The organism is Gordonia sp. OPL2 (assembly GCF_003797825.1).
GTDB lineage: Bacteria > Actinomycetota > Actinomycetes > Mycobacteriales > Mycobacteriaceae > Gordonia.
Genome location: NZ_RKME01000031.1, coordinates 24,447 through 37,469, shown reverse-complemented (window position 1 = coordinate 37,469; position 13,023 = coordinate 24,447). Strand labels below are relative to the sequence as shown.

Genomic DNA, 13,023 nt, shown 5'->3' with positions numbered 1-13,023 from the left:
GTGGTGCAGCGTCAACCGACATACGCCCTGACCGGCAACCTGCGCTTCACCCGCGATGGCACAGTGTGGGCCGACTACCTCCTCGAAGGCCTGCCGTATCGCTACCGGCGCCTGGCTGACAAGGAAGGGGTCCGCAGCGCCCACACGATGTTGGCGCGCGCTCTGCCCGGCGAGGCGATCCTGCTGGGGCTCACCGCTGATGAGACCCCGGAGCTGATCGTGCAGCGCATGCTCGCCGGGGTCGACCTCGACGAACACGAGGCGTGGCTGGCCGAATGTGAAGCCACCCTCGGCAGTGTCGGCCAGTTCCGTCCCGGCACCCGGGTGTACTGGCTGTCGGTGCCCCTGACCGGCACCACGATGCGGGAGAAAGCCGCGACCGCCGGCCGCGCCATCTGGCATTCGGCGACCGAGATTCTGGGACTACCGCACTCCAGGGTGCCGGCCGAGGAACTGCTGACGCGCAGCGACCAGGCCCGCCGCATCGCGGCGAGCATTCCCGCGGTGTTCAACCCCATCCCGACCACCCCGGCACAGGCGGTGTGGCTGTGGAACCACATGCTGCGGCGCGGCTTGTTCGTCGACCCCGACGTGCCGGTAGCCGCCGACACTCCCGAATCGAAAACGGCTGGCGCCCTGACCGCTGCTCGGCTCGATGAGGGCGCCCTGAGTGACCGACCTGAGTCCGGCGCGAAATCGAAGGTGCCGACCTTTGCCACCGTGCTCAAGATCGACACCCCGTGGGAGGTCGACCCGCCGCCGCCGTCGTATCAGACGCTGTCGGTCATCACCGACACTCCCGCCGGCGGCACCCACTTTCCCGGCTCGGAGTTCTTCACCCTGGCCGAATCCATCACCGTCGAGGACCCGGCGCGCCCGGATACCAAAATCCCTGTCGACGTTGATTTCGCCATTCGTATCGTCACCCGAGCCGGTGGAGATGTGCTGCGCCGCAACCGCAAAGCGCTCAAACAGCTCAATGACCAGTTCCACCAGCGCGAAGGGGAACTCTCCACCGGCCGCAGCATCCTCGACGTCGCGGCCGAAGCACTCGCCGAATACTCCACACTGCTAGAATCAGATAAGAACGAGATCGAGGTCGGCTGGACGGCGATCTTCGCCACCTCCGGCACCACCGCAGCCCAAGCCGCGGCGGCCGCGACCGCCCTGGCCAACGAGTTCGCCAGCCAACAGTTCCGCCTCGCCCAGCCCTTGGGCTATCAGGAAGATCTGTGGTGGGCGATGGTGCCGGGCGCCCCGGCGCCTCGGGTCCTCACCGAGTTCACCCAGATCACCACCAGCGGCAAATTCGGTGCGTTCGTTCCGGTCGTCGCCGCCTCCCTGGGCGATCCGAGCGGACCGCTGCTGGCGTTGTGCATCACCACCCACGTCCCCAGCGCCGTGCACTACGACGTCTCCGCACTGACCGAACGCGACGTGTCGAACTCGATCGGCGTCACCGGTGAACTCGGCGCCGGCAAGTCCGAGACCATCAAGGTCATCGCCGGCCAGATCGTCGATCGCGGTGGACAAATCCTGGTCATCGACCAGTCCGCATCAGGGGAGTACGCGCGCTGGGCGGCCTCGGTGGCCTCCGCGGTCGTCGTCGACATGGTCAACGCGGTCTACAGCCTCGACCCGTTGCTCATCTTCGACGGCGCCAAAGGCGCTGAACAGACCGAGACCATCCTGCGCGCGCTGCTGCGACTTCGCGTGCAAGATTCGCGCGCGACATTGCTGTCCGACGTGCTCTCCGACAGCTACCGAGCCCGCCACCCCTACCTGGGCACCGGCGGCCTGGTCAAACATCTGCTCTCGGGCGACTGCGCCCTCGAGGGTGCGCTCGAGGTGGGCCGCGCCCTGGAGGTCCACGCCCGCAAGACCTACGCCCGCGCCCTGTTCAACGAGACCTTGCCCCCGCTACCCATCGAGGCCCCCGCGATCGTGTTTCGCACCCAAGACGTCTCGCTGCCCTCACGCGAACAGATGGAAAAGGAGCACCTGTTCGACAACCTCACCCCCGAAAAGCAGTACGGCCACGTCATTTACACCCACATCGCCAAACTGTCCCAAGGCATCATGTACGCCGACCCCGCCCAGATGTCGGCGCTGGTCACCGACGAGGTCGCCCACATCCTCTCCGGCGCCGACGGTCTGGAGATCATCACCGAAGTCGTCAAACGCGGCCGCAAGGAGAACGCCGCAGCGATCCTCGGCGACCAGGACTGCGAGTTCGGCAGCCAGGAACTGCGCGGCCTACTCAAGACCCGCATCGCAATGCGTCACACTGACAAAACTCTTGCTCGGAAAGCACTGGACTGGGTGGGGTTGGACCCCGACGCCGAAGACGTCCTGGAGGAGTACACCCGCAACACCGCTCCGATCACCCGCCCAGCACGCCACGCCAAGGACAAGCCCTACGTCAAACCCGAACGCCGCGGCGAGGGCTACATGCGTGATGCTTCCGGCGCAGTGGGCCGCATCAAGATCCTGCGTTCGTTCCGCACCGACCGCCAAACCGCAGGCTCGACCACTCCACAGAAGAAGACCACGAAGACCTTGACCCCCGAGGCGCTTTGATGCACCCGCAGCTTCCCGGTATCCGCCTGGAGTGGCCACGTCCGGTCCGCGCCGCAGCTCGATGGGTGTGGGGGCGACGCTGGGCACGGCGCCTGCTGATCCTGACCGTCGTGTGGCATCTGATCGGTGCGATTTTGCTGGTCTTCGCGCCGACCGCTGATGCGGCAGACGGTACCGCGAGCAGCACTCTGCGCAATCTGTTCGGCTGGATGAACATCAAGGATTCCCAAGGCATCAACTCCGCCGACTACTACCTGTCGATCGACGAAGGTGGAGCCACCAGCCCCATCAAGGCGGTGTGGGCGTGGATCATCAACTTGGAGTACAACGCCTACCGCGGCGTGGTGATGATCGCGATCTGGTTCATCAAACAGGCTCTGTCGTTCAAGTGGCTCGACATGGTGACCAGTCCCATCTCCGACATCGCAGACGCAGTCACCTCGCTGACCGGGCAGTTCCACATGCGGCCGTTGATGCTCACCCTGGCCGGTTTGGCGGTGGCGCTGTGGCTGTTTCGCGGCCGCTATGCCACCGGACTCTACGAGCTGCTGATGTCGCTGATCATCGCCGCCGGCGTGCTGGGATTCCTGGCCAACCCCGTGGCCACCCTCGCCGGCGAGGACGGACTGATCTCCAAGGCCAAGGACTACTCACTCGAGGTTGCCACCGGCATCAGCAACGACGGCAACACCAACGGCAACCCCAATGCCCAGATCGATGACCTCACAGGACAACTCACCGACACATTCATACGCCAGCCCACCCAACTTCTGAACTTCGGGCGCGTTCTGGACACCTCGAAACAAGACGGCGCCGCCGCATGTGTCAAAGCCTTCGACGAGGCCTACTTGAAAAAACCCGGCGACCGCTCGACCCTCGGTGAAATCCGCGACAGCGTCGAAGACATCCCCCTGGTCGGCGGTGCAGTCGACAGTGTGCTGCCCGGCGGGGACGACGCCAAGGCCCATGTCCGCGACGCGGTCGGCAAATGCCCCCAAGGCGATCAAATGAAGGACTACGCCGAGAACCCCGGCCCCGAACAGGCCATTGCCTCAATGTTTCTGCTGCCTGCAGCAGGCCTGGTCTTCCTGTTCGCGCTCTATCTCGCCGGGCGGGTGGTACTGGCGACCGTGGTGGCGTTGTGGAACGGAGTGAAACTGATCCCGGGCGGCCTGCTCGGCATCGCACCGATGTTCCGGACCCAACTGATGCGGTCGTTGGCCGATGTCGCCATGGCGTTGCTACAGGTGTGTTTCTCGGTCATCTTCACCTGCGCCTACTGCATCATCATCACCTCGGTCTTCGACAAAGACGGTGCGCAGTTGATGGCCACCGTGCTCATCGCCGACGTCCTAATCCTCATCGCGTTGGTGATGTTCCGCAAAGGCATGCTCGGACTCAACAAATGGTCCGACCGGCTCACCGAGATCATGTCGCGGCGACCCGGCTCGTCACCGGTGGCAGTGAAACACAAGACCGCACCATCGGCACATGAAATGCTGGCCCGCGCCCATGCGGTTAAACACGGCTACAACGCCGCCAGAAAGGTCGGGGGCACCGTCGGCAAGGTGGTCTCCGGCGGCGGACAAGCCGTGGCCGCGGTCGGCACCGGCGGAGCCTCTGCTGTCGCTGCGACAGCAGCCAAGATCGGCGCCGAGTACGCCGCCACCCAGACCGCGGCGGCCGTGGCCGCCAAACTGGGCGAGACCACCTCAGGCGCTCGCACTGACGGCGATGTCCCAGCCGCCGACGCCCCTGCCCAGCCGTCAGGTCCTGTTCCCCTCCCCATGGGCCCGGGCGGAGGTAGCGCAGCCGCGACTCCCAACGACAACCGGCGCCGCTCGCAGGCGCTGTATGAGACCGTCACCAAGGCCCGCGACATCCAGAACCGCCCGCTGACCCCCGCCGGCACCAGCGCTCCACCGATCGCTTCCGCCCGCGGTGCGGTGTCTGGGGCTACCCGGGCCTCCGATACCCGCTCCGCTACCGATCGAGTCCGGTCGCTGGCCGAGGACAGCCGCAGCTTCCGTCCGCGAACAGCGGCTGATGGCACGGAGGTCTGGGTGCCGACATCCCGCGCTACGGGCTCTTCCGGCCGGCCGACACCTGCCCCGCGGCCGGCGCCGGCACAGACCCCGCCGGCACCCCGGCCGACACCGCCGCCCCGTGATGCTGCCCGCCGGGCCGGTGGCCAGGTTGGTGGGCCACAGCCCACCAGCGTTCGCTAAGCGAGGCTGGCCGTGACAGTCACTGTGCCTGCACCGCCCACGCCAGCACGAAAACCCGCCCCCGCCGCCGCCCCTGGCAAGCGCCGATGGTGGCTGATACTGCTTGCCGTCGTACCGGTCGTGTTCCTGTTACCGCCGCTGATGCTGGTGATGATGCTCAGCGGCAGCAACGGAGCGTGTGGACCGATCCCGACACTCGAGCTGGCTCCCGGCGGGGCCCAGATCGCCGGCCTAAACCCGCAGCAGACACGGATCGCCGCGACCGCGGTCGGCAGGGTCGCTTCCCGGAAACTGCCGGCGAAAGCAGCCATCATCGTCATCGCGGTCGGGCAAGACGAATCCGGACTGCGGAACCTATCGAATCCAGCAGTGCCCGAATCGATGTCGCTGCCCAACGATGGCGTTGGCTTCGATGGCGGCTCGGTCGGCTTCTTGCAGCAGCAACCCCAGTACGGATGGGGCACCGCCCAAGAGTTGATGAACCCGGCGATCGCCACCGACCGGTTCCTCAACGCCCTGATCAAGGTGCCCGGGTGGGAGAACATGGACCCCGCCCAAGCGGCCACCACAGTGCAGCGCAACGCCACCGGCGCCGCTGCCTATCAGGAATTCATGGGATCGGCGAGCAAGATCGTGGCCTCGCTCTCCGACAGCTCGCAGGTCACCGATTATGTCGAGAGCGTCGGTAGCGACGCCGCTGCGACGGTGCCGCAACAGAGCGCATCGCCGGGCACGCAGGTCAAACCGATGAAAGACGGTACCTACCAGGTGTCTTCGCCTTTCGGGCCGCGCGACGGCGCGCAGCACGATGGGATCGACCTGGCCGCTCCCACCAATACGCCGTTCTACTCCGTCGCCGACGGCACGGTCGTCGACGCCGGACCCGCTAGTGGCTTCGGGCAGTGGATCGTCATCAACCATCAGATCGACGGCAAGCTGTTCGCCACCGTCTACGGCCACATGTATCCCGATGGCGTCCTGGTCAAGAAGGGCCAGAAAGTCACCGCCGGACAACTCATCGGCAAGGTCGGCAGCAACGGCCAATCCACTGGTGCGCACTTGCATTTCGAAGTGTGGGACGGCGGTCACCGCGACTTCGACGGCGGCCACGCTATCAATCCCGCCGCGTGGGCCACTACCGGCACCAACCCCAGCGGCACCGCTCCTCCCGGCGGCGACGTCGCCGCGCCCGGCGGCGCAGCATGCCTCCCGCAAGCACCTGTGCCCGGCAGCGCCGACATCCCGGGATTTCGCCCCGGGGGGCCTGCCGGACCGAACATTGTCGCCGCCGCCGCGTCCCAGATGGGTATCCGTTACTCCTGGGGCGGTGGCGACCTCAACGGCCCGACTAAAGGCATCAGTGATGACGGCGGAGCTGGAGACGCCCACCAGGACTACGCCATCCCCGGCTGGGATTGCTCAGGCCTCTCTCAATACGCGGTCCACAAAGCCACCGGAAAAGTCATCCCCGACGTCTCCCAGACACAGTCGGCAGCGGGCATCGCGGTGCCTGATGAAGCCCACGCCGAACCGGGGGATCTGGTCTTCTTCGGAGGACAAGGCAGCGCCACACACGTCGGGATCTACATGGGTGGCGGGAAGATGGTCAACGCCCCCGAATCCGGCGCCAAGGTTCGCATCGACGACATCCACAACGGCTTCTCCCAACCGATCACTTTCCGCCGCTACCACTGACCCGCACAACACAACCGAAAGCCTTGGGGGCCCTTCCATATGAAACGACCACTGGCCATCGCCGCCACCTTCGTCGCTGTAGCCGCGCTGATCGCCGCTGTACTCGCACTGGGCGGTGCCTTCACCGAACACCCATCTGCGGACACATCATCACCGACCTCGACCTCACCGGTCACCATCGCCCCAGGGCACGACGCGCATGCTGATGCCGGCGGCACCGACTCGGCCCCACCACGGTTCGCCGAACCGTTCACCGATATCGACCCGGCCGACCCGATCGCGGTCATGCAGGCCGGACTCGAAACGCTGTTCACCTACCGGCCCAGCGAGGACGCCACACAACTCGCCGCCGCCCGCCGCGCCGAACCGTTGCTCGGCCCTGCCGGCATCGACGCCGGATTCGTTTCCCTGGCCCCGGTCACCGGAGCCCAATGGCGCCAGTGGGCACAGGCACGCGCCACTGTGAAAGCCACCGTGGCGATCCCCGGCGGCAACGACAACCCCGACACACCGACCGCGGTGTCGCGGATCGTCACCGTCACACACCAAGTCACCGATTCCGACGGACGACCTGCCGGGCGCCCACCGACCCCGTTCGCGGCGTACACCACCGTCACCAAAGACGCCACCGGCGCCTGGCACATCACTAGACTCTCAGTCCAGCAATGACCGCCGACGACAACGACCATGACCACACACGAGAGGCATCGGCGATGAGCGAGGACACCGAACTGACCTGCGACTGGTGCGCTCTGTACTCCATCGCCCAACCACGCACCGTGAACTACGGCGTCACCGTGCGGGACTGCTGTGCCCGCACCAATGTCGACTACCTGCTGTGCGACCAGCACTGGGCGATCCTGCGCGATCAACGATTCCCCGCCGAGTGCCCCCGCTGCGGCGACCTCGCCACCACCCTCGACGACATCGTCACCACAGTCATGCCCCTGGGCGACTACGAACGCAGCGAACTGTCGCCCGACACTGCCCAATACCCCGCACCGGCCAACGCCACCACAACACTGCTACGCACCGACACCGACCTACCCAATGCGCTGCGCGCCGTCACCCACCTCACCACACCGCACGCGAAGGCCGACCTCGACGAACCGCAGGCCGCGCCCGCCGCCTCGACTGTGGAGCCCGCCACGGACTACGACTACATGACCATGGCCGAGGACATCTGGCTCTATCGCCGCGAGCAGCAACGTCTCGACGTCGACTACGAGCAGTACGGTCGCCACATCGACGATCTGTCCCGCCAACTACGCGAGGCCACCACCACCAACGATGCGCCGACAGCGCAGCATCTCGATGCGCAGCTCGCGCACTGGCACCAGCAACGCCAACTAGCCCAGGACTACGCCCACGACTCGCTCAAACACGACCGCCAGGCGTTCGCGATCTGGCGGCAAACCAGCGACGGGCAGTTCTTCACCCACTGGGTCACACGCGCCTACACCATCACCACCTGGATCGCCGACATCGACGAACGCTGGCATCAGCACTGGCAAGAACTCCTCGACACCATCACCGCCGAGGAACGCACCGCGCACGCCACCGGCATCTGGATGCCCCGCACACGTCGGCATACATTGCTGCGATATTTGCGTGATGCTGCGGTGGTGATCGCTCTGGCGGGACTTGTCCTCACGGCTCTGCTGGGCCCGGTCTGGCTCGCACTCGCCGCCGCCGGTGCCGTGGCCGCCGGCTACAGCATCTACTCCGCCAGGGACACCACGTGGGAGACGCTCAACAGAGCAGCCGCCCGGCATTCCCACGCACAACGTGTTGAGCGCTTCGGTTACGACCCCCTCGACGAGCCGGATCGGTCCGCGCCGCGGTGGTCGGTCGAGCCCAATCCCATTGGCTACGTTGTGACACTTCAGACCGCGGCAACGACGGGATTTGAGACCCATCCGCGACCAGACGCACTCCCTGAGCTGCACTACCCGGTGGTGGCTTCCTCCCACACCGTCCCCGAGGGGATGCGCGGACTTCTGACATCTTTCACTTCGCCTGCATAACGCGCAGGAACACCGGTCGCCGCGCAGCCTGTGACACGCCCGTAACCAGCTAAACCACACGTCGGGCGGGGGAGCGCCGTAGTACTATAGTGCATATATTCGTTGTAGATAAGTGGCTTATATGTTCTGGAACTGCGGAGGGGACAGCGAAGATGAACGTCGCGAATGCGTCACGGCGCCGGCTCAACCGGTCGACAGCAGTGGGCGTTCCTACCGCGTGCATCAGCCTCATCATCGCCGTGTTCGCGACATTCCTTACGCCCGCGGCCTCCTCGGCGGCGCCGAGCTGCCCGAAGGTGGCAGTGGTGATGGTGCCGGGCACCTGGGAAACCACGCCCACCGCCAGTCCGCACCAAGCCACCGGGATGCTCAAGCAAATCACCGACCCCATCTCTGCGAAATATGGTGCGGCAGTACAAATCATCTACACCCCCTACACGGCCGACGCGTTCCGCCAAGCGACTTATGGTGCGTCGAAGGCCAACGGTGTGCGCGCACTCAACACGCAACTGTCAAAGATCGTGGCCGCCTGCCGGGCGATCAAGGTCGCATTCGGCGGCTTTTCTCAGGGGGCTGACGTCGCCGGCGACGTGGCCAGCAACATCGGCAACGGCAAGGGCCCCATCGCCCCTGGGCAGGTCCTGGCCGTAGCTCTGCTTGCCGACCCCAAGCGAGGTAGTCCCGGGGAGGTCGGCGTGGGACCGCAACCGGCGGGCACCACCGGCATCGCCGGGCCCCGCCAACAGGGGATGGGCTCACTGTCCGGCAAGGTGGCTACCATCTGCGCCCCCGCCGGTCCCGGCCGCAGCGCAGACCTCTACTGCGGCGTTGACGCCAAACGCGATGGCCTGCTTGCCAGTCTCGGCACCATCCTCAGCCAGAGCGGGGCCACCCCCACCGGTCCCACCACCGACTCGGCCACGAGCGGTCCTGGTGGCGCCGACGAACTGGCTACCTCGCTAACCAGCAATCTCGATCCGGAAGCTCTAGGCAGTGTCAGTGCCACCCATGCCGACCTCACCAGCGCGGCCACTCCGACCAACGGTTCGGTCAACCCCAGCCAACTCGCCCAGACGGCGTCGTCTCTGGTTGATGCTCTTTCTCCGCTCATTGACATCGCCGACTCGGTCGCGGGCGATCCTGGACTGGCCAAACGACTCGGCTCGGCACCGGGAGATTCACCCGAGCACGCAGCGTCCACCGTGCTTGGCGCGGTCAACAAGGCTGATCTCTCCCAAGCAGTGGGCACCGCACGACAGCTCGCTCAGACCGCCGGCCAGCTCAGTACCTCATCGCTTCCGGCGAATACCCCGCAGGCCCAGCAACTGACCTCCACGGCCAAAGGCCTGTCCGACCAGATTGCCCCTGTAGCGGCGACCCCTGCTGACACGCTGACCACGGCCAGCAATGTGCTCTCGGTGCTGCAGCCCCAGGTCCTTGTCGACCAGCTCACCAACGTCGCCAGCGGGGTCGGCGGAATGGCGGCCAACCTGCCCAAGATCATCGCCAACCTGCAAGCCCTGCCCGCACGGATCGCCGCCGCCGACATCGACGGAAGTCACCGCATCGCCGGTGAGCTCAACAACCTGTTCCGGCCGCTGGTGGCTATGGCCGCACAGATCGATTTCAAAGCCGCCTCGCAGGTCCTGGCGATGATCCCGGACCCGCAGGGCTACACCCAGATCGCGGCGATGGTGCTCTCGATCATCGGCAACGTCGACATCGTCCGCTTGGCCAACGACATCGGCCAAGCACAGGAAGTCGCCTGGGCCGCACTCAAGAACCCGACCGCGCTGGCCGGACTCATCCCCGTCGGGCTCGACATCGCCTCGGTCGCGACCGGCATGCTCACCGGCACCGCAGCCAAGACCGACCCGCAGCTGCTGGGCCAGTCGACCCAGGTGTCCTCGCAGGCAGCGTCGATGATCCAGGCCGGCCAGAACAAGAACCTCGCCGGCCTCGCCGGCTCGCTGACCGAGCTGGCTTCCTCCAGCAACACCGGCGACCTGATGAAGCTGGTCTCTCAAGGGCTCGACGCCGCAGCGTTCTTCGGCTCTCAGTCCCACGTCAGCTACGGCAAGCTCACCGTCGACCAACACGGCCGCAGCGCCACCCAATGGCTTGCCGACTGGATCAACCAACGCATCGCCACCGTCATCGGAGGGACCAGCGTATGACCACCCACCCGCACCACCCCGGGCAATGTCTGTCGGCAGAACTCGTGGTCGCCGACATTCTCGACCTCAGGCCCGACGACGAGATTGACCTGGCCGGCCTGGCATGCGAACTCGCCACCAGCGGTATCGATCTCGACGATCCCGCCAACGAACACCTCATCCTCACAGCGGCCGAGGCCTACACCCACACCGCCCCGGCCGCCGCCAACACCATCTGATCACTCAGAAAGGTCGTGCGATGACACACACCCGTCTGCAGCTGTCCCGCCGTGAGCGTCTGCATACCGATCCGGCGGAGGTAAGGCTGATGCCCCCCACCCACGTCCCCGATGTCGTGCACTACGACGTCTCAGCACTGACCGAACGCGACGGGTCGAACTCGATCAGCGTCGCGGGTGAACTCGGCGTCGGCACATCCGAAACCACCGCGGTCGACCACCGCAACGGCGTGTTCCACGCCCGACTCGCTGTGGCGATCGTGGTGATGGTGTTCGCCGTCTTGATCGTCGGCACCGGCATCGGCCTGGCCCGCGCTGATGACACCCCGAGCACCCCGGACACCGCGCCCACCGACAAGATCGGTGTACTCACCATCAGCCACGTCACCGCGGACGGCGCACCGGTCGAGAACTCGGTGATCCAGTTCAAGCGTGTCAACGATACGACCACCACAACGTCGCGCGCGACGGCCGATCCCAGCGAATCGCCCACCCCGACGTCGACCACCCCATCTGCCACCGAATCTTCGGCCGATAGCCCATCAGCCTCAGCAAGCCCCACGCCGCAACCGTCGAGCCTTCGACTGCCGATCGGCACCACCTTTGATCTGATCACCGGCACAGAACCGATCGTGCTCGCCGTGCCCGAAGGCGACTACACCCTCACCCAACTCGGAGTCGTGGCCACCGACACGAACGGCGAAACCGGCCCCACCGCCGAGGAAACGACCGTCCACGTCACCGCCGGCACACAGGTCGACGGCAAGCTCACCAACCGGAAGTCGACCACACCACCAGCTTCCACCGAACCGGTCCCGGCTAACTGATGCGCCGCCTGATCCGCCTAGCGATCGCCATCAGCGCCGTCCTCGGTATCGGCGTGGCAACCGGGTTCATCGATCCACACCACCCCACCGATGTGATCGGCCGGTCCCTGTCAGCCCTCTCGCCGGCAGCAGCCGACACACCACACAAGCCAGCTGACCCGCAGCCATCCACCGACCACACCCGACGTCTACTGAGCGACGTACGTGTCGTGAACACGATGCCCGAGGTGGCGGGCTATGAACGGTCGTGCCGCAAGAACAAGGCCTGTGTGTTCGGGCCGGCCTGGACTGACGACTCGACTGCGCCGTTGTCGCACAACGGTTGTGACACCCGCAACGACGTGTTGCGCCAGCAACTCACACAGGTTGTCACCGACCCAAAATCTCGTGGCTGCACCGTGATCTCCGGTGTCCTGGACCCGGACCCGTACACCGGTGCGGTGATCGAGTTCCGCAAGGGCTCCACGAGCGGCGATGTGGAGATCGACCACGTGTTCCCGCTCGAGCAGGCCTGGCATTCCGGCGCGTCGGCGTGGCCGGCGGCCACGCGGGTGCGCTTCGCCAACGATCCCGCCAACCTGCTCGCCGTCGACGGCGGACGTAACAGCGCCAAGGGTTCTAAGCCGATCAGCGAATGGCTGCCACCGAATCAGGCCTACCGGTGTGACTACATCACCCGCTACCTCGAGGTAGCCGCCACCTACCAGCTGCCCATCACCGCCGCCGAGAAAACCACCGCTGAGCGCACCTGCTGACGCGTCGACGACGCACAGGGAACACCGACAAAGCACACCGAGCAAGGAGAGACACCTGATGACCACCACCATGTCGCGCACGCCCACCCGATCACGCGTACGCTGCGTCGCCGCCAGCCTCGCGATCGCCAGCGCCGCCGCGACCGGAATCGGACTGGCCACCGCGGCACCTGCTTCGGCCGCGGTCACTCCGATCGGCGCCATCAACGGCCACCCCGCCTTCGCGATCGGCCCACACGGTGACAGCGGGGCCTGCGCCGCCACAGCGAACCGGCTGACCGGCTACGGCGCCAAGAAATTCGGTCCGACGTTCGGCACCTGCTACCGCGCCGCGGGCGGCAGCTGGTACGCGATCAGCCCCTGGTCGGCCTAGAACCCCTTAGACCCCTCCGGGTTTGTGTCGAGACTGGTCTGGCCCCCAACCAACGGTGAACGACTCAGCAACGGAGACGAGGAAACTCGGTGGCTCCCGCCCCTGGCCCCTGGCCCCGCGGGAACTACGGCCCCCAACCGCAC

At 66.2% G+C, this 13,023-nt stretch carries 10 protein-coding genes; all 10 read left to right on the top strand.

Features of this window, described 5'->3' with window-relative positions:
* Positions 1-3 precede the first annotated feature (3 nt).
* The 10 genes from EEB19_RS22315 (at position 4) to EEB19_RS22270 (ending at position 12,880) form a co-directional block, all read left to right on the top strand.
* The gene (locus EEB19_RS22315) at positions 4-2,580 is read left to right on the top strand and encodes an ATP-binding protein (RefSeq protein ID WP_262365854.1); all 2,577 of its coding nucleotides are present in this window, start codon (positions 4-6) and stop codon (positions 2,578-2,580) included.
* A gap of 110 nt (positions 2,581-2,690) precedes the next feature.
* A complete protein-coding gene (locus EEB19_RS22310) occupies positions 2,691-4,808 on the top strand; it encodes a hypothetical protein (protein WP_187589507.1) in 2,118 nt (705 codons plus the stop codon).
* 12 nt (positions 4,809-4,820) lie between these two features.
* Positions 4,821-6,503, top strand: a complete 1,683-nt coding sequence (locus tag EEB19_RS27090) for a peptidoglycan DD-metalloendopeptidase family protein (RefSeq protein ID WP_187589506.1) — start codon at positions 4,821-4,823, stop codon at positions 6,501-6,503.
* Between the two features lie 39 nt (positions 6,504-6,542).
* The gene (locus EEB19_RS22300; protein WP_187589505.1) at positions 6,543-7,172 is read left to right on the top strand and encodes a hypothetical protein; all 630 of its coding nucleotides are present in this window, start codon (positions 6,543-6,545) and stop codon (positions 7,170-7,172) included.
* On the top strand, positions 7,169-8,530 hold the full coding sequence (locus EEB19_RS22295; RefSeq protein ID WP_187589504.1) for a hypothetical protein: 1,362 nt from the start codon (positions 7,169-7,171) through the stop codon (positions 8,528-8,530). Before EEB19_RS22300 ends, EEB19_RS22295 begins: the two co-directional genes overlap by 4 nt.
* Before the next feature lie 152 nt (positions 8,531-8,682).
* Positions 8,683-10,707 carry a cutinase family protein gene (locus EEB19_RS22290; RefSeq protein WP_187589503.1) on the top strand — a complete coding sequence of 675 codons (2,025 nt, stop codon included), beginning with the start codon at positions 8,683-8,685 and terminating at the stop codon, positions 10,705-10,707.
* The gene (locus EEB19_RS22285; RefSeq protein ID WP_187589502.1) at positions 10,704-10,925 is read left to right on the top strand and encodes a hypothetical protein; all 222 of its coding nucleotides are present in this window, start codon (positions 10,704-10,706) and stop codon (positions 10,923-10,925) included. The genes EEB19_RS22290 and EEB19_RS22285 overlap by 4 nt, the downstream gene beginning before the upstream one ends.
* 20 nt (positions 10,926-10,945) lie before the next feature.
* Positions 10,946-11,752 (top strand): hypothetical protein, encoded by an 807-nt coding sequence (locus EEB19_RS22280; protein ID WP_187589501.1) that lies wholly within the window; start codon positions 10,946-10,948, stop codon positions 11,750-11,752.
* 218 nt (positions 11,753-11,970) lie between these two features.
* A complete protein-coding gene (locus EEB19_RS22275) occupies positions 11,971-12,507 on the top strand; it encodes an HNH endonuclease family protein (protein WP_262365858.1) in 537 nt (178 codons plus the stop codon).
* A 58-nt stretch (positions 12,508-12,565) separates the two neighbouring features.
* Complete coding sequence (locus tag EEB19_RS22270) at positions 12,566-12,880, top strand: hypothetical protein (RefSeq protein WP_187589499.1); 315 nt, start codon at positions 12,566-12,568, stop codon at positions 12,878-12,880.
* The last annotated feature ends 143 nt before the right edge of the window (positions 12,881-13,023 follow it).